Source organism: Acidovorax sp. AC410 (assembly GCF_979253235.1).
In genome coordinates this window covers 40,437-65,650 of record NZ_CEEDCG010000003.1, presented here as the reverse complement: position 1 = coordinate 65,650, position 25,214 = coordinate 40,437, and the positions used below count along the sequence as shown (strand labels likewise).

The window sequence follows — 25,214 nt, the reverse complement described above, 5'->3', positions numbered from 1 at the left end:
CGCACCACGGGAGAAAGCCATCCAGCAGCTGGTGGACGTGCTTGAGGCCCAGCTGGAATCTGCAACCCCCAACCCGGCCCAGGAAGCGGCTGTCACTGCTGCCATCGCGCACTGGCAAAAGGCGTGCGGCGCGCAGATGGAGCCGGCCCTGCTGGAAGACCTGCGCGCGCAGGCCACCCGCCAAGCGACACAGAAACGAAACCGCCCCCCGCAGATGAACGCCATCCTGAACCCGATGCCGGCGGCCACGGACGTCGGTTACCAGCTCGGGATCCACCTGCAGGGGCTGGAGGGAACTTGGCACAGGCTTCTGGGGCATTCTGAGTTTCACCTACCAGTTCGGCGACGATCCCGACCTCGATTCCGGCTGCCTGGAAGTGCGCCAGCAGTTCGAGAAGGTCCTGGGCCGCCAAATCCGGCAGCAGGAGTGGAGCGCCCTGCTCGACAGCGCCCGTGCCCACGCGAACCGCAGGGCTTCACCTGGCGAAGGCGAATGAGAGATAGCTTGGGTGTCGCACGCCCGTGCCCGGCAACCCAGGGCGCTTTGTCCACTCGCCCCCCTGCCCTACTCTGACACGGCGCCGGCAGGTGCCGCCAGAAGCAGCTGGCCGATGGATCAGCCAGGCCCCAGTGCGGACCTGATCGCCCCCACGGCAGCTATGGTTTCTTTCTGGTCCGCCTTCACGTAGATGGCCGTCGTCGCCATGGACGAATGGCCAAGCACCTTCTGGACGATCGCCAGATTCTTGTCGGTCACCCGCAGCAACAGGTGCGCAAAGGTGTGGCGCATCCAGTGCGTGGAGGCCTTCGAGAAGCGCGCCTGCTGGTCGGTATTGCGGCTGGCCTGGCCGCACAGCGCAAAGAACCGCTTGAGCTCCGCATAGATCGCCGGCGCCGACAGCTCCCCGCAGACACCAGTCTCGGTTTCTGCTCCCCCAGGCGTTACACCTTGGAGCCCTGCCCCACCCCCAGCTGCAGCACCTGGTGGCGCCTCTCCTCGCTTGTTGCTGCGCCGCTCGTCAAGAACCCCGATCAGGGGGAGTTCGCTATCTGGCACGTTCCCATAGCGCTTGAGCACGCCGCTGGCGAGCAGCGCGCGCCGGTCCCCGCGGTGTGCCTCCAGCGCCCGCATGGCGTCCACATGGATGGGTACCTCACGCTTCTTGTTCCCCTTGCCCACCACCGCCAGCACCCAGTGGTCGCTATCCCGGCCATCCACGCGGGCGCGCGAGAGCGCTCCCCAGCGCGCGCCTTCCAACTCTGCACGGCGCAGGCCGGACGTCTCCAGCAACTGCAATATGGCAGCCAGCCGCCGCTTTCCGGGCCCATCGGGCAGCTGCTGGAAAGTGATGGCCACGAGCTCCATGTCCTGCTCCGACAATGAACGGCTGGTGTCCAGGGTGGCCTCCTCCCGGCCTGGTCCGGTGGGTATGCCCTCGGCAGGATTGGCGGACAGGTAGTTGGCCGTGCGCCAGGCCGAGTACATCGAGCTGATCGCCGCAAACGTCAGGTTCAGACTGCCTTGCTTCAAGGGGCCGCGCAGTGGCCGCCAAGCGCCACCGTCGTTGCGACGTGTGCCTGTATTGGAGTTCATCCAGTGCTCGGGCGGCTTCACCAGGAAATCCCGGAACTCCAGCAGATCCATGCTGCTCAGCGAGGACAGAGCAGTCTTCTTCTCGTGCACGGCCCACATGACCAGCCGTTCGATGCCGCGCCGGTAACCTGCCTGGGTGGCCGGCGACCTGCGCTGGATGAGCTTGAACCAGGCCTGCACGGCATCCAGGTCATCGTTCGCCTGCAGGGTATTGGCACTCTGGCTCCTGTACACGCCCTGCTCGCCCCGCAAATGGCTGGGCCAGGTCGCCTGAGTCACCGGCGCCGGCCCGCGCTGCACCGGAACGAGCCCTTCGGGCTGTGTGGCCACCGCCAGGGCTGTGGCCTTGGCCAGCTGCAGCCCAATCTTCGGCAGGCCCTGTGCCGGTTGCAGACGCCATTTGAGGAGCCAGGCCTCCAGCGCCCGGGCACGGGCAACGCCGTAACGCGGGACCCCTGTGAACCAGCGCTCCCCGCGCAGCGCTATCCAGTCAACCAGGTTGCCCAATGTGATCAGACCTGCCGAAGCCAAGGCCTGCTGCTGGTCGGCATTGAGCCGGATCCACTGCACGATGGGATGTCCCAGTTCGGGCACGACCGACAGGCGCGCTCCCAGCCAGTCAATGGCGCCCAGCAGCACCTCGATGCGGGCAGCAGCGCTTCCCTTGGCCAGCGTGGGTGACTGCCTCGCAGCTGCGGCCAGGGGCCCGCCCTCCCCTTGCGCCGGTTCCAACGGCAATTGCAATGCTGGCGCCGGGGGCGCGCCGACAGTGGCCACGCCGCCGGGGTATTCGGCCTCGTACATTTCGATCAGCTCGGCCTCGCCGTACATATCCTCGTCGAACTGGCTCGCAAACTCTTCCAGCGTCGGCACCGCGGCCGCCGGCTCCAATGCGGGTGGGGATGAGGGCGCATCGGGGCTGGACAGAAGAGGTGGCGCCGCGTCGGCGATCTCCTGGACGGTGGGTAGTTGACTCTTGCCCACCGCGAGCAGTGCCAGCAGATCCTGCACCATGGCGCGCGCCGTGTCGCTGTCACCCAGGGTCACCGCCCCCGCGGCTACCCGCTGCAGCAGCTGGCGGTTGAACTGCTCAAGCGCGGCCCGCTCCGGCATGCGTCCAGGCCACAGCAGGTACTGGCGCGCGGCCACCGTCAGGTCCACGCCCTGGGCCAGCGCACGCAGAAACGCGAACTCGTCTGCGGTGACGTGTCCATGCTCTGTGCGCGTCTTGGAGCCAAGCGGGCGTCCCCGCCGGCGCTTGGGCCGGGCGCCCGGCGCGGCCAGCGCGCCGCCAGGCGCCGCCTCGTCATCGAGCAGCACGGGGCGGTGGTGCCGCACGCCTGGCAGGTCGGTCGAGTTTTCAGGGGACATGAGATCGATTTCCTCGGCGTGCCAGGACTAGAGCCAATGGTGAGCTTGCACGGGGACCTGCTGCGAGGGCTGCGTTTGGTAAGTGGTATCTGATGTTCCGCGCGGAACACCGCCCTCCTCTACCTCGCTTTGACCCTCCGCACGCCTTCAGGCTGAGGCGATTTCCCGTCGAAGAAGGAAATACGCTCAACTAGCAAGCGATAAGATCATAAGCGGTAACTCAAAAGGCTCAAAATTAATTGTAGGCGGTGCAGATGGCCCCCAAAAAAGTGGCCCTTGCTCGCCTAAGCTGTTGATTTGCAATGGCTGGGAACGATTTTTTTCCCATTGAGTTTTGTACTTTTCTCACTAAGTCTTGTACCGGTTTCCCTGTTAGGCCAACTTCGACAGCCTAAAAAAAGAGCTACAGACAGGCTTTTTGTCGGGCGCATGAGCGCGTGGTTGCCTGACGAACACTGCGCCGTATGCTTAAATTTCAGGCAAGCGAGCGCATACCTGCGGGGTCTCGCCTACTCCCACCAGGCGGCAGACTTTGGCCAGTGTGCAGGGACCGCGAATCCCTCTGACGACGAAACTTGGCTCCCCTGGTCAGTCGCTACCGCACCGTGGCCACCAAGTGCTGCACCGCAACCAGCGGTCAGCACATGCACTCGGCCGTTCACGACGACCGGGTCTCACGGTTTACGAATCCGCTCGTCGGCCCGTCTTGAGGCTAGGTGTCGAGCTGTTTCTCTGGACATCGCCAGCAAAGTAAACCACTATCAACGGCAATGGATCTTGGGAGGGACCATGCCTGCCGATAACGACTATGTGAAATCTTTGTACGAGAAGCAGGACAATGAAGAACTGCTTGCATTGCATGGAAATGGCACGCTGACCGACTCGGCCTATGGCGTCCTCGAGGACGTGCTCAGGGCCCGGGGTGTAGCGGTGCCAGCGCGCCCACAAGAGGCTGCGGTGACGGCAAGATCACCTTCGGAGCCCATGCCCAAGTGGGTTTTGGTGTGCTTGTTTATTGCCGCCGTTTTGGCGCTGCATTTTATTTGGGTCGCGTTTATCCAGCACTACGTCAGGGGAGCAATCCCCCAATTCCTGTTCACGGTATGGCCCCTGTTCTTCCTGAAGGGCAAACTATTCCCCAAGAAGAAACAAGCGGCGTAGCCCGACGACTCAACGCCTGTCTCCGGTACAGGAGCGAGTCGGCAACTCCGGCTGGGCAGTGTGCGCATGCGCAAAATGGGGGCACCACGGGGCTTGGTGCGCGAGGTTCTCACAGCACCGTATCGTTTGAAAACTGCACTGATATAAATCAGGAGCCTCTTAGACTCGATCCATGACCTCAAGTACAGATAGAAAGTATCTGAAGGACGCCCTTCCACGCTTCTACGAGGACATGGAGGACACCCTGAAATGCGATTGGCCCGAGTTGCTACCACAGCTGTCTCGCCTCTACATCGTGAGCCGTTGCTCGTGCAAGGACTCCACATGCAGATCGTTCACCTGTGAATCGGACGATGAGCGGTTTGCGCCGATCAGCGGTCGCCGGCCGCTTTCGTACTCCATCATGCGCGTTAATGGCCGTTATATGGTGTCCCATGACAACGTGCTTTCTGGGTTCGAGATCCTCGATGATTACCACGACAACTCAATAGAGCGTGACCTATCGGCGGCGGGGTTTCCTTCACCCAAGGGCTGAATGATGCACTGCGGAGGGAGCGACGATTGTTGTACCTCCCACCAGGAAGGCGTGACCCCTTGTTCCGCGCGGAACACTCCGCTCCATGCCTTCTGTTTGTCTCAGCAAAGTTAACACGACATCGTTCGCTGGGCGATTGGATGAAGCGGCTCAGGCAACTCGAATGCCACAGACAAACAGCGGGCCGATCAAACCGGAATGCCTCTCAACGTCCCACGGGTGAGTTGGAGGAGCTTCCGCCGCGTGAACTGTCCACCCCGTGGGCGCTATCGGAATGGGTAGGGCAGCCGCGCTTCGTGAATGGTGACCAACAAAGATATTCCATTGTCGGATAGATCGATTCGCCGAAAGTGTGTTCCGCGCGGAACACGTTGTCTCCTGCCCTGCGCTCAGCGTGTGGGCAAAGCTGCAATCGCAACGGCCTGCAGGCCAGCCATTTCTCTCAGCGACGGCGGGAGCATCGAGTGTTCCGCGCGGAACACTTCGCACCTCAGCCATCTCTGTACCCATCCGTCCGTGGAAGGATCACTGGTTACTGTCCGCCTGAACGGCCGCTACGCCGCTGGAGATCATCGCCCCTCTGAAGGTTGTGCTTTGCGACTTCACCGGGCGCATGCCATGCCACTCATGAATCGTCCCGAGTGTCTTTAAGGGGCGCGATGTGGGCTTGATGGGTGTTCCGCGCGGAACATGCGACCTCGAGCGCACGCTTCAGTCTATGGACAAAGCTGCAATCTCGGCGGTTCCGTAGCCGGCCGATGTAAGCTTGCTGCGGGAGCAACCAGCCCATGTGTTCCGCGCGGAACACTCCGCATCACCGCCTTCCAACGCGCCTCTGGAAGTACAAGATCCTCGTTTTCCGTTCGTCTCAACGAAACGCCTTCGAAGTCGCGTACGCTAAAGGCCAACATCGACCTCTGTGAACGAGTTCCCTGTCTAACCCTCAATCTTAGGGCTGACAGCGTTTCGATTGCCCCTCATACTCCTGAATGGATGTCCCGCGCGGAACAGTTCGCGGGCGGCCGATATTCGGGATCAGGTGGCGGCCACCATTACATGCTCGAGGGCTGCCCGCGATGCCTTTTCTTAAACCACGACCCGGTAGACATGCAATGTGTTCCGCGCGGAACACCGCGCAAGAGGCCCTGGCCAGATCCCCTATGCAACAGCCTGACGGCCAACTGGACTCTGCGATATGACGCCACAGACACCCACAGCACCCCGCCAACTTTAGCCCACTGACCGGCTCGAGTTGCGATGTTTCAAAGGCATCTGGTTTAGTACGGCTGGCGAATCAATTGCGCTGCCTAAAGTGCCACTGCCCATCTGCCCCGCACCATGTCAACATGTCAACATGTTCCGCGCAGAACAGCTGCCAAATCTTCTTTGTGTGGGATCTTAAATGCACCTGGGCCGAGCGGACCCGCCCTAGTTGAGGGCAGTAACTCGTTGACAGCGTAAACGACAAATGAATGCGAGTGTTCCGCGCGGAACATTCGAAGTCAGTTCGCTTCGTTGTCATAGCTTTAGCACCTTGATACGCACCTTCAAGCGCCGCAGGACAGCTGTAGATTGCGATCAAAGTTAAAGGGCCTCAGTCGGTAATGACAGGAGCAACACGTGGGGGGTACGAAAGCTATCCGAACAGCACGTAGCAAACTGCACCAGCTCTCCAGGGAAGGTCGAGCAGGCAGCAGCCTGAGTGTTCTGCGCGGAACATGGCGCCGGCGGATCACGTTTAGAGGGTGGTCAAACCAGAAAGCGTGTTCGCTTACTAGCTTGCTTTCTCTTGCCACGACCGGTCCACGCGGCAATGTGTTCCGCGCGGAACAGTCCGCAGGGCACGCTAGCCATGCCCCTGTAAGTGACAGCTTGACCGCAACTTGACCCTGAAACTGTCCGCCCTCTGAAGCGGGCTGCACACAAGACGCCATTCGGCTCCGAACCTCTAGCTACGCGAGTGTTCACGGGCATATGGCCTGGTTCGTTTGGCACATCAAATACGCAGTTACTGTTGCCCGTTCCCCTTTTGGCCCAGCGAACGGTAAGCTGTTCCGCGCGGAACAGGCACCAAGTGTTGGTGTGTGGGGAAAATTCCACCGCCTCCAGGTCGCCATGACCTGGTCGGGGACAATGACTCCAAGTTCCCGCAAACTATACATAGAGGTGGACGTTGCTGTTCCGCGCGGAACATTCGTCCCCGCTACGATGCAAGCGCCCCGTCGATAGGTGGTGAAGCAGGAAGCTGGCGGCTGCGATGTGCACCAAACACAGCGCAGGTGCCACCAGGCATAGGCGACCGAGCTCGCACAGTGTTCCGCGCGGAACTCTAGCTTGCCTAGATGAGCGCGATTCTCCTCAAGCAGTCGGGCTCCCAGAATCACGCAGAACGCCACCACCCTGTTCCGCGCGGAACACTCTCAATCAGTTCAGGTTGCGCTCAGCACTTTCGCCGCTCAGTTCCAAGCTTAGGTCCATAGCCGCAAGCCAGCTGCTTGAGCTCGCTAGTAGCAGCTTGCTTCAGTCGTTACTGGCAGGATCGCCACAACAGCAAAGGTCGAGAACGCGTCAGGTGACTGTTCCGCGCAGAACACTCAGAACACTGGCAGCGGGTTTTTGTTGAGCAATGAAGCTGTCACGACTCTTAGCGTAGGACTTAAAAATGATCCCCAATCTCCGAGCACCGACAGAATCGGCTCGGTTACTCGACATAAACCGACTAGACGGCCAGAAAAAGTTATTGACACGGTAGTGGCATGAACGACAATAAGAAATAGCAGTGTTCCGCGCGGAACACCCTTTCTTTCACACCCGGGGATATCAATGAGCCAAGCAACCATCATCACGGTCTTCAACGAAAAGGGCGGCAGCGGTAAGACAACAACGGCATGCCAGCTCGCCGGGGCACTTGGTCTACGAGGATTCGACGTGTTGGTGGCCGACTTGGACGCTCAAGGGACAGCATCGCAGTGGCTCTCGGCGAAGGACGGGGCTAACTTCAAAGCAACCTTGTGGAGCGGTAGTGGCTACAAGGGCGGCGTTACAAACGAAATGGCCAAGCTGGCGGGCAAGTACGAAATCATCGTCGCTGACTGCGCGCCATCGGTTGACCAGCCCTCCACCTGGGGAATGCTGCTTATTTCGGACCTCATCCTTATCCCTACGAAACTGTCTCCACCGGATATTTCCGCACTCAGCACTGCAAAAAAGCTAGCACGAAAGGCCATTGAGACTGCGGGGCATGACATCCCTGTTCGGGTGATCCCGACCGCAGCGCGGATGCACCTGGCCGACGACAAGCAATTTCTTGAGTTGCTAAAGCGCGATAAGGATTTCCCACCATTGAGTTCCCATCTGAGCGACCGTAAGCCGTTCTCCCGCTCAATGCTAGCTGGCACCACCACCCATGGTCTGGGTAAAGGCGCTGAGGACGCGACAAGGGAATTGGAGGCGCTTACCGATCAAGTGCTGAAGCTGGTCAAGCGACAAGGAAAGGCAAAATAATGGCCAAGAAATTTGACCTTACCAGTGACATGTCGGCATTTATGACCGACTCCGAAAACCGCGCTGGTGACAGATTTGCGCACGCTGCGGCCGTTTTGCAGACCCAGCCTTCTGGCACCTCTGCTGCCCTTGGCAAGTCCCTTGAGTCCACTTCGCCGCAGAAGGAAGACTTCGCTCATGCACACTCAGTAGGCAGGGCAGGGGCGTCGATCTTCGCGCCAATCTCGCACGTCCATGACAACCCGTTCAATGCGCGCCGGTTCTACGATCCCGACACATTGAAGGAACGAGCGGCGTCACTGGCCAAGGATGGTCAGATGACGCCGGCCCCTGCCGTAAGGCACCCCGAGCGCCCAGGTCACTACATATTGTTGGGGGGCCACTACCGCAAACGAGGACTGCTGGCGATCGGCAAGGCGGACATTGAGCTCAAATTACTTGAGGCGCCAACCGACTTGGACATGTATCGGCTCAGCTATGCGGAGAACGACCAGCGAGCCGACGCCACGCCCATGGATGACGCCTTTGCATGGAATGAGTTGATCGAGAAGAACATTGTTGGCTCCCACGAGGACATCGCCCAGGTGACGGGAAAGCCGCGCACGACAATTTCCAAAACGATTTCGCTCCTCAAACTCCCGCCGACCGTCCTTGAAGTGCTCAAGGAGCACCCGAGGCAGTTCTCTCTCACCGCCGGCTACCTGCTGACGCTCCTGGCAGAGAAAGTGCCAGTCGCCATGCTGGAAAAGCACGCTAGAGCGGTGGCCGCTGGCGACATGTCGACCCGGCAGTTAGAAAGTCTGAAGGCCAAGCTTTCCGAAGCTGCGGCCCCGCTCACACGCGAGGTCAGCCGGCAACACAAGATCGTGCACGAAGGGGCGGAAATCGGGGTGATCAAGGATTGGGACTCAGGGAAGGTGACGTTCGAAGCCAGCATCACAGACCCCAAGGCGCGCGAACACATCGTGGCGAAGCTGCAGGAGCTCATAGCAGGGGAGGTCGACCGTGCCAAGGGGAATACCAGCCCGTAACGGGCCGAATAGGGGTTGACCTGGTGGTTGGCTTAGAACTATTAGCGGAGCTGCACGACCACACAGAGGAGCAAACACCGTTTATTACCCAGCTTCAACTCCAAGGAGAGTAGGCACTTACGTTCACATCGCCCTTAGGGGCGAAGGCATCATGACTGTGGCAGCGCAGGCGTGCTGTTCCGCTAGTAGTAGCCCTAGGTGGGGACCTCCACAGTCGCCTCCAGACGACGAAAATTGGCAGGAAACGTGCTGTTCCGCTAGTAGTACGGGAGTCGAGACCCCCTGAGTTGCCCCAAACGGCTAACGATGGGTGTAAATCGTGCTGCTCCGCTAGTAGTAGTTCGAGCACATGAGACACTTCAATCGCCCTTCTGCGACGAGAGACGGTGGACACCGTGCTGTTGCGCTAATAGTCGGGGCATGGTCTTGGGGGCCGGTATGCCGATCACGGCTCCCTAGCCGGCGCGGAAGTGGGGCCCCAGCCTGGCAAATCGTGCTGCTCCGCTAGTAGCCCGTGGAGACAGACTGGCTATTCGAGAGCACACTCCGCGTCGGCAGGCGCCACACTCGCACCTTGAATGCAAAAATCGTGCTGTTCCGCTAGTACCTGGCCCTCTGTGAACAACTCTCTGGACAAGGCTGTGGAGAACCTGTGCAATGGCATAGCGGTGTGCCACTCCGCTAATAGCGCTGCCCACCTTCCGCTAATAGCGGAGGAGCACTCCGCTAATAGCGCACCAGCACAGCAGTCCGCCTGTAGCCCGCGCCAGCAAAGGCTCTCAGCGCTCCTAAGTCCCCTTTCTTAAGTCTATAAAAGTCTTGTCTTAAGAAGAGGCGAGCACCGACCTGAAAAAACGCAGCGAGCTCCCCCTCGCCAAGGATAGGGACGAAAAATCGCGCTGCTCCGCTAATAGTGCACCTTGACTTCATGGAGTGCGCAGCCTGTAATCACGGCCAACAACCAATCACGCATGGCCACCAAACCCCGATCACCGTCCGCAACTCAGCCCTCAGTCGAAATAGCGGATGAGCTGATTGAGGTGCCAAAATTCGGACTGACGGACACAACGAAGCGGCTGATCACCGAAGAGTTGTTCGACGGAACTCCCATCCCGCAAGCTAGCAATCGACTGCCCCGAACACTTGCCCCCCGAACACTCGCAGCAAGAAAAGAACGTGCCCAGCTGCCCAGGACTCAGGAGGACCACGAGGAACGCTCTGAACTGGACCGCAAGGTACTGCAGGAGGTGCTGCCGTTTTGGGACGACAACAGTAGAGGGGTCCCAAATCCGTTCATCAGGAGTGGCATCTTTAGCGTAAAGACGGGAGTCGCGCGAGAGTACCTCGACAACATCCGAATCGACAGTCTTTCGAACTACCAGGTCCGATATGAGGGCAAGGAACTACAGCAGGACGACCTCACGGTTTGGATGGCACTGATCAACCTCGCTCGCAACCAGCCAATCGCAGACAAGATCTTTTTTAGCGGCTATGAGCTCATCAAGGACATGGGTTGGCGCATGCACTCCGAAACCTACGAAAAGGTGAAGCAGAGCATTCAGAGACTAAAGGTCACGGCTATCCAGATTGCTACCTCGAATGGCGCGGCCGCATACAGCGGCTCCCTGATTCGCGCCTTCGGCTGGAACGAGATGGACCCACAGTCTGGCAACGCTAAGTGGATGGTCCGATTTGAGCCATCGGTTTCCTCACTGTTCATGGAAGACACAACGACTCTCCTCGAGTGGCAGACACGCAAGGCTATAGGCACAAGGGCAACGGTCGCGCTTTGGCTCCATGCCTTCTATTCGAGCCATCGCGATCCCATCCCGCTTCCCCTCAGCAAACTGTACGAGCTCAGCCGCTCCGGGGCCAGCCTTAGCACTTTCCGCCGAAACGTGAAGAACGCTCTGCAGACATTGAAGGAAGTCGGCTTTCTCACAGATTTCGACGTCAAGAAGGGCGACATCGTCTACGTGACGAAGCGACTCAAGGCAAAGGCCCTTGGCAACCAAAACGCGCTGCTCAGCTAATAGTTCGGTGCCTTTTTGCGCGAACGAGAACGCTGCACCAACGCCACCGAATCCGGATCCCGACAGTGGATCACCAGACATCGTGCCGCTTAGCTATTAGCGGATCAGCACGATAGACCGCCCAATACATCCCCATTCGGGCGGATATACCCCCTCGCCACGCGCACCAGCCGCCCAAAATTGCCCTATTCGCACTCGCAACCGCGGTGTGGAAGCTTTTGTAGGGGCAGCATGCAGACAGTCCAATCCACGGCATCGAAGGTCTTGCTCAACGGCAAACTCGTTGAAGCCGGCTCGCTGCGACATACGCCCCAGCAACACCAGGCGGATCTTGAGCGGATTCGAGACGTCCATGGCCATGCTCTGTGCCACTGCAAGCCACCGGGCCTTCGCCTTTTAGTCAAACGACGTGGTCCGCTGCTCCACGTGGCAGTATGGCCGGGTGAAGCTCATATGCACCGCGCAGACTGCCCATTCTTCAATGAGCAGGCCCATTACACCGGTCGCCCTGGTACGGTGTCCAAGACCGACGAACACCCCGAAAGGCCGCTCACGGCCTATAACTCGGCACGCAATCAAAATGCCGACCGCCCCGAGGCGGCCAGTTATGACATCTGGTCGCTGATCCACCACCTGTGGGAATCCAGCAGGCTGCACAGCTGGGTGCCTGGCTGGCACCGCGACTGGACCATGGCAAGGCATGTGCTGCTGCACAGCGCAGCATCCACGCGCATTGACGGTGTCGCCCTTGCGGACATACTTTATGTCCCGCCAATGTTCTCGAAGGAACGCAGGGGCGAGATCGAAGCGCACTGGGCGAAGTTCGCACGGCCACTCTGGGAACAGCCGAGGGGAGGGGAGCCAGTTGCTTCAGGTTTCATCCTAGGCCTGGTCAAAGAGATTGCGCCTACCGCAGCTGGCCACGTGCTCCGCCTGAAGCAGCACGGACCTGCGATCCTATTGGGGCGGGCACTGTCGGACAACCTCACGCGTATGTCTCGCCGCGGCTGGGCCGCAGCCACACACCCGGAGCCAGGAGCAGCCGTTGTAGCGCTCGTCAGGGTTGAGGCGTTGCGCGACAGATCCATCGTCGCCGCCGACTGCGTGCTGATGCGCACGACCAGCCGTCTGATCCCGTCCAACTGCAACGCCGAAGATTCCATAGCCGACCAGCTAATAGACACAAGCCGTGAATTCAGCCGGCCCTTGTCCTACGCACAGGCTAGCAATGAGCTTCCGACGTTCGTACTCCGGGATTCAGGAAAGACGCTCACCGAGATGTACATCTTCGGCACGGGCATGCCCGCGCACCAGCTGCTTAAACGCACGGAGACCCTGCTCATGGAAGCGCCCCGACGGAACACGAAGCTGTGGATTTGGGCTCGGAGAAACGATCCCCATCCGCCGGCCCTCCCTGAGATCGATAGGAGGGTCCGATGATGGGACTGCAGTTGATGCGACCACTGCTCACCTGGCTTCAGGGTAAAACAGAGCCACAGTCAGCAGTCATCCTGGCGCCTGTTCGAGCTGCAGCTCAGTGGCTCCATCCCCCCGTGCAGGGTGCTTTACCTACCGTTGAAAAGCATGACCTGTGGGCAGCTGGCGACACGTTGCTGGCCAAGGACGCACGCTTCAGCGGGACCATCCGCCAAACCGCCGGCACCCTGACCATTGCGGGCCATGTCGAGGGCCAGGTCCACCAGCCCAAGGACAACCAAAGCCTTCTCGTGGTTTGCCCTGGTGCAACCCTCAAAGGGGCCGCGGAGGTCGATCGCATTCACGTCTTCGGTGAGCTCGATGCGGTAGTGGACGCCACTGCAGTCTTCATTGCTCGCACTGCAACGACCAGTGGTGCCATCACGTACTCAGATCTGCACATCGTCAAGGGAGGGCACAACAAAGTTGACCTTGTACACCGCTGAACCTCTCCACCTCAACCAGCCAATCACCCATCCTGAACGAAGTCGTTCGACCCCTGAAAGAGAAACCATGAACACCAGCAGCACTACAACCGACGCACGCACCATTTCCTCCGACACCCTCGCCCAGATCACCTCTGTGATCGGTGCAGGCGTCGCCTTCGCTGGCACCTTCACTTCCGACCAGCCCGACGCAGGGCTGAAGATCGAGGGCACCTTCGAGGGCGCCATCAACTTCACCAAAGGTGGCGCAGTACACCTCGGCGCCGGCTCGTCGATCACGAAGGGCGATATCGATGCCGACTGCATCTACATCGAGGGCGACTTCGAAGGGAAGCTGCATGCGCGCAAGGCCCTGGAGATCGCAGGCACAGCCTACGTCAAAGGCGAGATTTCGTACTCCAACGACATCGATCTGCACCGTGGTGCCCGCGTGAACGGCAGCATGGCCTACAAGGGGAACCACACCCAGCAGCATGCAGCGCCCCAGTCCCCGACCGCCGACGTCCTCGTGATGAACCGCGCGCACGCTGCGACCGGCACCACTGGCAATTGAATGTCCGGCCTGGTGTGCAGAGAGGGTGGGGCGCCAACTCGGCGCACCTTCCTTCTGGCGGCCGCCTTCGCGCCCCAAGCATTCGCCCAGCCGCAAGACCAAGAGCAAAGCAACCAGTTCTGGAATCAACCTCGCTGGGTGTGGTTGACCAGGCCAGCAACCGGTGAGGAAGTGCGAACCATCTATTGGGCGGATGGCCAGCTGGTGGAGGAAGGCTATCGCAGGATCTGCTGGTTGCTACGGGATCGGCAAGCGGGGAAAGGGATGTACATGAGCATCGTTCTGTTGGACATGCTCTACGCCACGAACTCCTGGCTGACCTGGCACGGCATCCAGAGACCGATAGAGACCACCAGCGGCGCTCGCTTTCAAGAGACAAACGACAAGACGGAGGGCGCTGTACGCAACTCCAAGCACCTCGAGGGGCGCGCTCACGACGGTCGCATTCCTGGCGTCTCGCTGGAGTCGATGATGAAGTTCGGCCTCTGGCTTGGTGGAGGCGGCGTGGGCTTTTATCCGGGGAAAAACTTTTGCCATTGGGATGACGGGCGCGTACGCGCCTGGCGCGGATAGGCCGCCTTCCTTGACCCTAGAACGGTGCTTACCTTGAATTCTTCGATTGCTCATCGGCTCCGCCAAGACTGGTTCGTCGGCGCTATGTTGGCGTTGCTACTCCTGCTCATCCACTTGGGCACAGGCATGATCAGCTCGCTCGAGACCTGGTTCTACGACAAGGCACTGCTGAGCATGCAGAAGCGGCCGACAGAACAGATCGTGATCGCCGCGATCGACAACCGGAGCATCGAGAAAATCGGCCGCTATCCGTGGTCCAGGGAGGTGCACGCGAACTTGATCGACGCGCTATCTGCCGCCGGCGCCAGCACCATCGTCCACACGGGGTTGTTCCTGGAACCACAGGAAAGCCATGGGCTGAAGTGGATCCGTCGTCAGGTGGAGCTGGCCGAGTCCCAGACCCCCCTCGCTGAAAAGCAAATCCTGGGCTCGCTGCTTCGAAAGGCGAATGCTGAGCTCGACGTAGACGCAGCGCTTGCTCGAAGCATCCGCAGGGCCGGCAACGTCCAGCTGGCTTCGCTCACGCAGTGGGCTACCGGAGGGACTGGAACGGCGCCCCCATCCAGGACGCCGTCGCCGGAGTGGTTCACGTCCACCCATCCTGGCTTCAGCGTGGCGGCGCAGCGCGTTCTGCTGCCTATCGAGCCCTTCAGGGACAGTACCGCAGGCATTGGGAGCCTGGCGGGCTTGCGCGACGGCGATGGCCGCACACGGCGGGCGCCCCTGTTCATCAGCCAGCAGGGTGCCGCAATGCCCTCGCTTGCTCTCGCCACGGTGGCATTCGCCGCCGGACAAGACATCCGCAGCATCGACACCTCACAGGGGACTGGCGTCACAGTGGGCAACATGCACATCCCCACCGACGCGCATTCCATCACAATGCCCATGAAGTACGCAAGCAAGCGTGGAAGCCCTGCGTTTGACACGGTGTCGGTGGCCGACATCCTCTCCGGTCAGGTGGGTGATGACGCCGTACGCGGCCGCATCGTCGTGATCGGCGCAACGGCATCCGGCCTGGCTGCTGCTGCAAGCGCAGTCGCATCCGCGGACGATGCTTTCCCCAACCAGGTGGATCACTTGGCGCAGGAGATCTCCAGCTACATGCTCGGTCATTCCCTGTACCAGCCCAGCTGGGCCTGGGCCCTGACCGCAATGGCCTATGTGCTCAGCGCCATCTACGTAGTTGCACTGCTCCCTCGCCTGGCTGCCAAGCACGCCATCACCATCACCTTCGTGGGAGTCCTGCTCATCATAGGTGGGGTCTACGCTGGCATGTCTTCACCACTTCGGGTGTGGATTCCCATGGGTCTTCCCGTGGCCACTCTGGTGCTCGTTCACATCGCGCTCATGAGCAAGCGGTTTGTGCTTGCAGAGGCCGGGAAGCAGCGCTCTGACAGCGAGGCTTCTGAAGCCAACCGGATGATGGCTCTGTCCCACCAGGGGAAGGGTGAGCTTGATGCTGCGTTTGACCGCTTTCGCCGTGTCAATCACGGCCAGGATCTCGTCGCGAACCTCCAATCACTGGCGCTTGATTTCGAGCGAAAGCGGCAGTTCAGCAAAGGCCAGGCGGTCCACGAATTCATCCTGGGTGTCGACCCAGAACACGAGCACTCGCGGTCAGAGGCCAAGAGGCTCGCGGCGCTGGGGAACAGCCTGTTTGTGGCCGGGAACGTTGCGCAGCGGAGTATGGTCAGCACAGCAGAGGGGATGCGGTTCACGAACCCGACGTTGGGCCGCTATGAACTCGTCAGCGAACTTGGCCGCGGTGCTATGGGTGTCGTATACCTAGGTCGGGATCCACGATTGAGCCGCGACGTGGCGATCAAGACCATGGCGCTCGGTATGGAGTTCGACGGGAACGATTTGGTAAATGCCAAGGAACGGTTCTTCCGCGAGGCGAGGACGGCCGGCCGGCTGCATCATCCCAACATTGTGACGATCCATGACGTGGGCGAGGACCAGGACCTGGCTTACATCGCCATGGAACTGCTGCGCGGACAGCCGCTCGACAGTGCGATCTACAGGCAGGGTGGCCTGCCGATGAGGCAGGCTATTCAAATCGCCGTAGAACTCAGTCTGGCACTGGACCATGCGCACCTGGAAGGGGTCATCCACCGTGACATCAAGCCTGCGAACGTCCTGTACGACTCAGCCACTGGCCTGCTGAAAATCACGGACTTCGGGATCGCCCGGATTACGGACAGCAGCAAGACCAAGACCGGAGTGGTGATGGGCACGCCGGCCTACATGGCGCCGGAGCAGATTCAGGGGCACCCAATCGACGGCCGAGCAGATCTCTATGCGCTTGGTGTCATGCTGTTCGAAATGCTCGCGGGCAGGGTGCCTTTTGACGGCGACTCGATGAGCGACCTGGTGTACAAGATCGTGCATGAAGCGCCGCCAACGCTCAGTGAGTTCGTCGCCGCACCATACGGGCTGCACATCGTAATGGCAAAGGCGATGGCAAAGGATCCTAAAGCTCGGCATCAAACTGGGCGTGAGCTGGCGGGAGATCTGCAATCAGTGCTCGACCAGCTTCGAGATTGAAGTGTGCCTCGGGCACGCAGATCGAGGCGCCTAGAAGAGTCCGTGGCTGCCCAGGCTGATCCGCGCGGATCGCACTCCTTCGATGGCGACTTTGCTCGGCTTGCGCGCCGCGATTTGGCCAACACTTCACCCGCTTGCGGATTTCGAAAACGACTGGTACAAACGAGGCACTTGCTCTTAAGCAGTTCGTGCTGACGATTCAGCCCCCGGTCTCTCGACCGATTCACCCTGGTCTAACGACCTTCATCAACCCGGACGGGATCACACCCGTCGGGCAGTGGACCGTCCTTTTTTCATTTTGGAGAAATGACATGTCCACTTTCGCTGATAACGCTGCGCGCTTCCCTCTTCAAGTTGGCATCAACCTCGCTGCCAACCCTGGTCGCGTGAACGATGAAAGCTTGGAGGACCTGGAAAGCGTCGCCAAGATCTTGGTCCGCGCCGGCCAGCGCACCGCTCTCGAAGCGGTTGTGCTTGCCGACGGTGTGTCCGCGAGCGCGAAGGGCGTCATTGCCCGCGTGCTCGATAAGTCCAAGCAACGCCTCCACTGATGGAGGTCACCCGAAAGGGTTACAAAGAAAAAGCCCACCACCCCCAGTCACGGGGGTGTGTGGGCTTTTTCTGTTTCGGCCTCGCCAGCGCTACAGAGGCAGGTTCCCCAGAGCGCGGAAGCGGCCACGTGCCGGTGACCACAGAAGCGTCCCGCCGCGGGCGCATCTCCGACCTCGCCACGCAAGTCGCGCAGCAACAATGCTGACATGCACGAAATGTTGAATCTCAGCTTTTGGGGGCTGGCATCCAGAACTCCTGGCGCGCTTGGCTACTGCCGGCCGCACTTCGCTTCACTCCACCATTTCGTAGAGTGTGCAAAGTTTGGAGACGGGCTGCCCGAATTGCGAGAGGCGGCCATGCTGATGCCGAGCGTGAAAGAGGTGGTGAAGTTCAGCAAGGCCCACCGTGACCACTGGCGCAGCGACTGGGCCCTCATCCGGTCAAAGGTCATCCTCCAGGGCCTGGCCTTGCTGCAACACCAACATCCGGATCATCCCATCTGGATGGACCGCACTGCGACGCTAAAGTCGGACCTTAGCGCCCTCGGCCTCTCGGAAGTGGTGGCCGAGAGCATAGCCGGTGCGCACCTGGCCCAAATGTCAGGTGCCTACGTCGCGGTCCTGGGCGCGAGCGCGGTGCCGTCGGAAGAGGTGAGCAAGAGGGTGAAAAACCTGCACAAACGAACTGGCGGGCAGTGGCAACTGCTTCATTGGCAAGGCAGGCATGCGTCCTGGGCGGTGCACGACTGGGCGGTGGCCCACCGGATGCCAGTCAAGTATACGGGCGTGGATGGTGCACGCCTGTCAGCAGGCGCTCTTGAGGCACTACTCACGGCAGCGCACCAGTTCATCATTTTCGAGGAACGCGGAGGCCGCGGCATGGACGGTATCATCGCCACCGTCAAGCGAGCTGGAAAGCCATGTGAAGTCGCCCTCTGGAGCAAAAACAGCGGCACTTTGAACCTGTTCTAGCAAAGCCGTAAAGCCAGCGACACACCCGCTTGCAAGCCTTCTATCGGTGGATAGAATCCCACCATCAAAGTGCACCTGCACTCTGCAGCGTTGACCTATGTCAACCCCAAGCGATCCGGGCCCGCACCCTGCGTGGCCACGCGATCAAATCCAACCCCCATGGGCACCCTGCCCATGGCGGAGTGCCCGTATTTCGACACGGGTGTCAAATGAATTTTCAGGCCCTGAACGATGCGGCCGAGCGGGCGTATTCGAAAGGAGAGAACATCATTGTCTCTCTCAACGGATCGCCTCATGTGGTCTACCTGCCTGGCGGCGCGCTCACCGCGTCCCCGCTTGAATGCGTGGGCGAAACTATTGCCCTCGACGAAGATTCCTTCGCCGTTCGCGGCTTCTCCGAAGCAGTCCCGGCAACCATGTCGGCGAAGTTCTTCGAGGAGGAGCATGGACATGTATAGCGAGAGCCCTATTCGGGTCACGCTGCCTATCGACCTTGAGCGTGCCAGGAAGCAAGGCAAGGCCAAGGCTGCATCCACGAAGCGACCGGCTTCAGGGAGCAGCGCGACCACCAAGGCCGAGGCGAAGACGAAGACCAGGCCGCAAGCCAAACCTCCTGCCTCGCAGCCGCGCAACGCTGAACGCAAGACTGCGGCGCTTGGCAATCTCCTCTTCCCAGACGGCCTCTGATCCCAAGGGCTTCCGAGGGAACTGATCCCACGACTGCGCCTGGCCGCATGGCGGGCGCCATTCCCAATCCATCCATGGAAAAGCACACGGAAACCTCACACTTCCCTGAGCTGATGCGCATTGTGCGCGACAGCCTCAACCAAACCAACCATTCGGCCTCGGTCGAAGTCACGGAGCCAGGCAAGGACGTGCTTCACGGCCTTCGAGTCCACCTCGACGTTGACGTCTTCAGCTTCGCGGTGCGCCACCGCGACGACGTCGACAACCTCGAACCGCTCAACGTTGTTGAGCATGCCCGGTTGCTGGACCTTCTCTACGCGGCCCGGCAACACATGTCGCAGGACCACTGCGGCCACTTCAGCCACTGGGTCGTTGGCCGTCATTCATCTGCCGGTGTTCCGGTGCTCTACCGCTTCGCGGTGTACGAAAGCAGCAGGCACTCCGGTGACTGGCTGATCACGCAGTCCTCGGTGTAGAAGCCGACCAGCTACTGCACTGGAGGCCCCAAATGGGGCCTTTCTCAAACGCCTTGCTGCGAAGGTGCTTGCGAAAGGTTCTCGGACCATTTCTCCAGATTTAGACGGCAACGCTGTCTGACTGCGCGCTATGTGCGCGCCTATCAACCTTCACAGGGATACCAATCCCTGTAGGGGGACGGGTCTCTCTGTGCTCAATGGAGAAACCCGATGCGTATTCACACGCGCAAGGCGGTGAAGGACACCAACACGTTCTTCCTGCCTGGCTTCGAGCCAACCGACAACCTTGCAAGCACCAGCCCGGGCATCGATCAACTGCTCGGCAGTGTCGGGCCGGCTAAGAGCGTGCAGGTACACCCGATCGCGCAGGCCGCCAGCAAGGTGGCCAGCCAGATCATCCAACCAACAATCATTGAGGCCCCGGTTGCAATATCTGCGATCGAGGCGCTCTCCCTGTCCGATACCCCGGAGCAGGACGTAGCGGCCAACAAGACATGGCCTCACTTCAACGCCGACGCCGGCGTGCCGCCATCTGGCGAAGTCGAACGGCTGCAGCGCAACGTCGACATCCTGCGCCTTTCCAAGCAGCTGGACCGCGAGCAACGACCACCAACGCCGCAAGAAGCTGAGTTCATGCTCAGCTTCACGGGGTGGGGTAGTCTGGCGCGCGTCTTCGCGGGTGGCCACGAAGGCAAGTCCCTCGGCAAGTTGCACGATGAGTTGCGAGCCATACTGACGGAGAAGGAATGGGCATCTGCGAGAGCCTCGACACCGAACGCCCACTACACGGACCCCGGAATCTCACGCGCGCTTTGGGCGATCGTGAAGCAACTCGGGTTCAAAGGGGGCAGGGTGCTGGAGCCCACAGCAGGTACCGGCCTGATCCTGGCGGCCATGCCGCGCGACATTGCGTTGCGCAGCGACATAGCTGCAGTGGAGATTGACTCTGTTGCGGGGACGGTGCTCAGGCAGGTCTACGAGCCGCACGGTGTGCGTGTCCAGATCTGCGGGATTGAGACTGCACGGCTTCCAAAGGGCCGGGCCGACCTCGTGATTTCGAACGTGCCTTTTATGAACGTAAAGGTGCCGGATACATCCAAGTCGGACTATGCCGATTGGACTATTCATAACTATCTGTTTGGAAAGGCCATTGACTTGGTGCGGCCGGGCGGATTGGTGGTTTTCATCACCTCCTCGCACACCATGGATGGCAACCTGGCCGTCCGCAAGTGGCTGGATGTTCATGCCGAACTGATCGAAGCGATCAGGCTTCCGAGAGGGGCCTTCAGCCGCCAGGCGCGTACCGAAGTGGTGGCGGACATCATCGTGCTGCGCAAGCGCGCGACGCCCAAATTCAACGCTGCAAGCCAATGGGCTACAGCTGCGACAAAGGCACCGGTAGAGATGCTCATACCCGGGCAGAGCCTGATGATGCCGGGCTATCCAAACATCGAGCTGCGGCGCGATTTAAACCCCTGGTTCATCAAGAATCGATCGCGGGTCCTGGGCCAGCTGAAGCTGGAATCAGGGCAATACGGCGGCGGCGAGAAGATGCACTTGAACCCTGTGTTCAACGGCACCGACGAGCAGCTGCATGCACATCTCCTCGATCTGGCCGCGACGCTGCCGAGTGACGTGTACACCGAGGCAAGTGGCGAAAGCGGGCACCTTGTGCGCGCGGCCGCTACCGTGACCAAGGTCCTGCCAACATGCGACGCCAGACCCGGCGCATTCGTGTTGCATGGTGGCCGTCTGTGCATCAGTGAAGGCAGCGAGGCCTGGCTGGATGTCGACGAGCTCTATGCGGGAAAAGTACGCGAGCGAGTGCTTGGCTTCATCCAGGTGCGAGACGCTGCGCGTGCACTCATTGACTATCAAAGGGACAACGCCACCGATGATCGTCTAAAGCCACTTCAGCAAACACTGAATGCGGCGTATGACAGCTATGTTCAACGACACGGCTATCTGTTTGAGAAGATGAACGTGCGCGCATTTCGGAACGATCCCGATTGCCCGCTGGTCCTCAGCCTTGAGCACTACGACCCGGATACCGAGACAGCCAGGAAAGCTGACATGTTCAGCCGTCGTACGGTCAACCAGCGAAAGCTGGCCGCCCGCGCGGATAACGTCAAGGATGCGATGCTGCTCAGCCTGGCTGAGCATGGCCGCATCGAGCTAAAAGATATGGCGCAACGGATGCGCAAGACGACGGACTTCGTAGTACGCCAGCTTGCAGAGCAAGGCCTTGCATTTAAGGACCCGAGCAACGGACGTTGGGTCGAAGCCGATGCCTACCTATGCGGAAACATCCGCGAGAAGCTGATAGAGGCGGAGGCCGCCGGCTCAGCATTCATCAACAACGTGAAGGCGCTGGAAGCGTCCTTGCCGAAGCCACTTCTGCCGGGTGAGATCCAAGCACGTCTCGGAGCTCCCTGGATACCGACGAAGGTCATCAAAGACTTCATTATCGAGACGCTCGAGCTGAAGGAAGCGAAGGACGTCGAAGTCACATACACAGCGACGGGGGCCGTTTGGTCAGTGAACGCAGGGCACAGCCGGGACTACCTGGGGAGCCAGGCGCTACGCGCAGTGAAGTGGGGCACGCCAGAGCGAAGTTTCGCTACTCTTGTGGAGGCGGCGCTGAATCAGCAACCGCCTATGGTGACCACCACTGTGAACGGAAAGTCAGTACCAGACCGCAGAGCCACCATGGCCGCGCGTGAAAAGTTCGAGGCGATCCGCGAGCACTTCAGGAACTGGGCCTGGAGCAACGACGAGAGGGCGACTGAACTCGCTTCAATCTACAACAACACGTTCAATCAGATCGTGCAGAGAAAGTGGGATGGCTCCCATCTAGCGCTGCCAGGTCTGTCCGATGTGTACGAGCCATATCCTCATCAGCTCAACGCCATATGGCGGATCATCACCAGCGGCAATACGCTGCTGGCCCACATGGTTGGTGCCGGAAAGACCCTGACCATGATCGCCGCGTCGATGGAGATGCGGCGCCTGGGCAAGGCTGCGAAGCCTCTGCATGTGGTGCAGAACAACATGCTGGAGCAGTACGCTGCGGAGTTCATGCGCTGTTATCCGACGGCGAATGTGCTGATAGCAAGCAAAGACGATCTGAAGGGAGACCGACGGAGGCAGTTTGCGAGCCGGGTGGCCGGTGGAGACTGGGATGCCGTTATCATGACAATGGCCAGCTTCGAGAGGTTGGCCTGCAGACCCGAGACCGTACAGGAGTTTGTCGACCAGATGCTGAGCAAGGCGCAGCTTGCGCTGAACCTCGCATCGGATAGCCAAAGCAAGCGCTCGATCAAAGAAATGGAGAAGCGCTTGAAGACCATCGAGGCGAAGGTGGCGAAGGCCATCAGCGCTCCGGACAAGGACTCTGTTGTGCACTTCGATGACCTCGGAATCGACGGATTTTTCATCGACGAGGGACACCTTTGGAAGAGTTCCTTAAAGATCAGCAAGATGCCCCGAATTGCCGGTCTACCGACCAACTTTTCCAACAGAGCACTCGACCTTACAGTCAAGATCTTTGCACTGGAACGCACGTTGGGCCGGAGGCAGGAGAACATCTGCATGGCCACTGCCACGTGCATCACAAACTCGATTGGCGAGTTGTTCGCGATGCAGCAGTACCTCCAGCCGGAGACGCTTGAGAAGCTCGGCCTGGCTGAGTTCGATGCGTGGGCTGCTACGTTCGGAGAGACGGTTACGGGTATGGAGCTGGCGCCGGACGGATCGGGCTATCGCCTGAGTTCGCGCTTCGCAAAATTCGTGAACGTCCCTGAGTTGATGTCCATCTTCCGCATGGTCGCCGATGTTCAGACAGAGGCGATGCTGAAGCTGCCGACACCGAAGGTGGCTGGCGGAAAACCAAAGGTGGTCGTAAGTCCACGAACACCGCTGCTGCAAGAGTTCACGGAGTCTTTAGTCAAGCGTGCAGACAAGGTGCGGTCACGATCCGTGAAGCCGGACGAGGACAATATGCTCAAGATCACTCACGAGGGGCGGATGGCCGCTCTCGACATGAGGCTGATCTACCCAGATGCCGTAGTGGGTGATGACTCCAAGCTCGCAATGGTGCGGCGGGAGGTGATGCGAATCCACAAGGCGACGGCGCACAGGCGCGGAACTCAGATTGTGTTCTGCGATCTGAGCACGCCGAAAACAGTAGGCTTTTCCGTCTACAACCAGTTGAGGGAAGATCTCATTGCCGCGGGCATGCCTGCGCAGGAGATTGCCTTCGTTCATGACTATGAGACAGACAAGGCTAAGGAGCAGCTGTTCAAACAGGTGCGCGCTGGCAGTGTCCGGGTTCTCATGGGGTCAACCTCCAAGTTGGGAACTGGCACAAACGTGCAGGACTTGCTTGTGGGTCTCCATCACGTCGATGTCCCATGGCGGCCCTCTGACATTGTTCAGCGAGATGGCCGCGCCATTCGGGTGGGGAACACCTGGCCTGAAGTGGAGTTGGTGCGCTACTGCACAGAAGCAAGTTTCGACGCATTCGGATGGAATCTGCTAACTGTCAAAAGTCGGTTCATCGAGCAGATCATGGCTGGCGAATCCACGCTCCGTGAGGTAGCTGATGTATCGGTCAGCGCGCTCACGTGTGCTGAGATAACCGCCATCGCCAGCGGCAACCCGCTGGTACTTGAGAAGGCAACGATCGATGCAGAAGTGCAGCGGCTCTCGGTGCTCCGAGATATATGGAACCAGGACCAATGGCGCATCAAGAGCCAAGTCCGAAACAATGCGGCAAGGGTCGATTGGTTCAAGAGCAATATGCCAAAGCTGCGGCAAGACGCGCAGCTGGCAGCCCGGGCGGAATCGGAAGGGATTGCCTTCGTTCCGGCTAAGGGCTCCATCGCAGACGCTGCGTCGGAACGTGTGACCTTGGTCGAGCGGATTGGTGCAGCGTGCTTGAAGGCCTCGCAGCTGTCAGTGTCGATGGGAGATCTGCGCATCGGCTCACTCGGCGGCTTCGAGTTGAACTTGAGGCGATACGACCGGGCGAGCAAGAGCATTGAGCTTGTGCTGCCCAACAGCGGCGACAAAAAGATGCTGGATGATCCCCTGGTGAGCGACGTTGTCGCCAACGGAAGGAGCGTCGTGGCGATGATTGCGGAGGTTGGGCAGAGCGTGCAGTTGGCCGAACGGACCGTGACCTCGCTGGAGGAGAGCAATACTGCTCTGCAGGCCCAGCTGTCCAGCGAATTCGATCGCCAAGAGCGGCTGCTGGAGCTGGTAGCGCGGCAGGTGGCCATCAGTGCAGAGCTCGACCTCGACAAGGACGAGGCGGGCACTGCAGGCTTGTCCGAGGCGACGGAAGAAGTGGAAACGCAAGCTGTCGAAGCCTGAGGGCAATCGCGACAGAGTATTTGGCCGCACCCGATGAGGGTGCGGCCTTTTTTTTGGTCTCCACCGGCACCGCATGCGCTTGGAGAAGCCGAGCAATCGCGCTAGGATCCAGCCCAGTTCGACGCTCCGTCGATACCGCCGTCTACCTGACGGCCCTGCGCTCCACGCGCATCAATTCAACCCCTGGGTGTTCTACCCGCGGGTGGACTCCCAGTTCATGAGGAGTCCCATTGGATCCACATCAGCACCACGCTCGACCTGGCCCAGCTGGCGCCGCACGAGCGCTCTTCCCTCTCGGCACAGCCGGCATCACACCAGGTGCGCACGA

16 protein-coding genes are annotated in these 25,214 nt (G+C 60.1%); 15 read left to right on the top strand and 1 reads right to left on the bottom strand.

What is annotated here, in order from left to right; all coding sequences use genetic code 11:
* Positions 1 to 616 precede the first annotated feature (616 nt).
* A complete protein-coding gene (locus AC0IZS_RS33480; RefSeq protein WP_471639695.1) occupies positions 617 to 2,965 on the bottom strand; it encodes a tyrosine-type recombinase/integrase in 2,349 nt (782 codons plus the stop codon).
* 789 nt (positions 2,966 to 3,754) lie between these two features.
* Between AC0IZS_RS33480 and AC0IZS_RS33475 the strand changes: the two genes are divergently transcribed.
* From AC0IZS_RS33475 to AC0IZS_RS33405, 15 genes are all read left to right on the top strand, one after another.
* A complete protein-coding gene (locus tag AC0IZS_RS33475) occupies positions 3,755 to 4,126 on the top strand; it encodes a hypothetical protein (RefSeq protein ID WP_471639694.1) in 372 nt (123 codons plus the stop codon).
* A gap of 172 nt (positions 4,127 to 4,298) precedes the next feature.
* A complete protein-coding gene (locus AC0IZS_RS33470; RefSeq protein ID WP_471639693.1) occupies positions 4,299 to 4,661 on the top strand; it encodes a hypothetical protein in 363 nt (120 codons plus the stop codon).
* A gap of 2,823 nt (positions 4,662 to 7,484) precedes the next feature.
* Positions 7,485 to 8,165: an AAA family ATPase gene (locus AC0IZS_RS33465; protein ID WP_436220310.1), complete on the top strand. Its 681-nt coding sequence runs from the start codon at positions 7,485 to 7,487 to the stop codon at positions 8,163 to 8,165.
* Complete coding sequence (locus tag AC0IZS_RS33460; protein WP_471639692.1) at positions 8,165 to 9,196, top strand: ParB/RepB/Spo0J family partition protein; 1,032 nt, start codon at positions 8,165 to 8,167, stop codon at positions 9,194 to 9,196. The genes AC0IZS_RS33465 and AC0IZS_RS33460 overlap by 1 nt, the downstream gene beginning before the upstream one ends.
* A gap of 971 nt (positions 9,197 to 10,167) precedes the next feature.
* The gene (trfA, locus tag AC0IZS_RS33455; protein ID WP_471639691.1) at positions 10,168 to 11,229 is read left to right on the top strand and encodes a plasmid replication initiator TrfA; all 1,062 of its coding nucleotides are present in this window, start codon (positions 10,168 to 10,170) and stop codon (positions 11,227 to 11,229) included.
* A gap of 231 nt (positions 11,230 to 11,460) precedes the next feature.
* The gene (locus tag AC0IZS_RS33450; RefSeq protein ID WP_471639690.1) at positions 11,461 to 12,669 is read left to right on the top strand and encodes a DUF1173 family protein; all 1,209 of its coding nucleotides are present in this window, start codon (positions 11,461 to 11,463) and stop codon (positions 12,667 to 12,669) included.
* Positions 12,666 to 13,151 (top strand): bactofilin family protein, encoded by a 486-nt coding sequence (locus AC0IZS_RS33445; protein WP_471639689.1) that lies wholly within the window; start codon positions 12,666 to 12,668, stop codon positions 13,149 to 13,151. Before AC0IZS_RS33450 ends, AC0IZS_RS33445 begins: the two co-directional genes overlap by 4 nt.
* Before the next feature lie 67 nt (positions 13,152 to 13,218).
* Positions 13,219 to 13,704 (top strand): bactofilin family protein, encoded by a 486-nt coding sequence (locus AC0IZS_RS33440; protein ID WP_436220315.1) that lies wholly within the window; start codon positions 13,219 to 13,221, stop codon positions 13,702 to 13,704.
* Positions 13,705 to 14,277, top strand: coding sequence for a YcbK family protein (locus AC0IZS_RS33435; protein WP_471639688.1), 573 nt, complete (start codon positions 13,705 to 13,707; stop codon positions 14,275 to 14,277).
* A gap of 84 nt (positions 14,278 to 14,361) precedes the next feature.
* Positions 14,362 to 16,824 carry a CHASE2 domain-containing serine/threonine-protein kinase gene (locus AC0IZS_RS33430; protein WP_471639800.1) on the top strand — a complete coding sequence of 821 codons (2,463 nt, stop codon included), beginning with the start codon at positions 14,362 to 14,364 and terminating at the stop codon, positions 16,822 to 16,824.
* Positions 16,825 to 17,135: 311 nt separating this feature from the next.
* Positions 17,136 to 17,375, top strand: a complete 240-nt coding sequence (locus tag AC0IZS_RS33425) for a hypothetical protein (protein WP_471639687.1) — start codon at positions 17,136 to 17,138, stop codon at positions 17,373 to 17,375.
* Positions 17,376 to 17,582: 207 nt separating this feature from the next.
* Positions 17,583 to 18,347, top strand: coding sequence for a hypothetical protein (locus AC0IZS_RS33420; protein WP_471639686.1), 765 nt, complete (start codon positions 17,583 to 17,585; stop codon positions 18,345 to 18,347).
* Between the two features lie 209 nt (positions 18,348 to 18,556).
* Positions 18,557 to 18,805: a hypothetical protein gene (locus tag AC0IZS_RS33415; protein ID WP_471639685.1), complete on the top strand. Its 249-nt coding sequence runs from the start codon at positions 18,557 to 18,559 to the stop codon at positions 18,803 to 18,805.
* A gap of 303 nt (positions 18,806 to 19,108) precedes the next feature.
* On the top strand, positions 19,109 to 19,510 hold the full coding sequence (locus AC0IZS_RS33410; RefSeq protein WP_471639684.1) for a hypothetical protein: 402 nt from the start codon (positions 19,109 to 19,111) through the stop codon (positions 19,508 to 19,510).
* Positions 19,511 to 19,720: 210 nt separating this feature from the next.
* Positions 19,721 to 24,886 carry a helicase-related protein gene (locus AC0IZS_RS33405; protein WP_471639683.1) on the top strand — a complete coding sequence of 1,722 codons (5,166 nt, stop codon included), beginning with the start codon at positions 19,721 to 19,723 and terminating at the stop codon, positions 24,884 to 24,886.
* Positions 24,887 to 25,214: the final 328 nt, after the last annotated feature.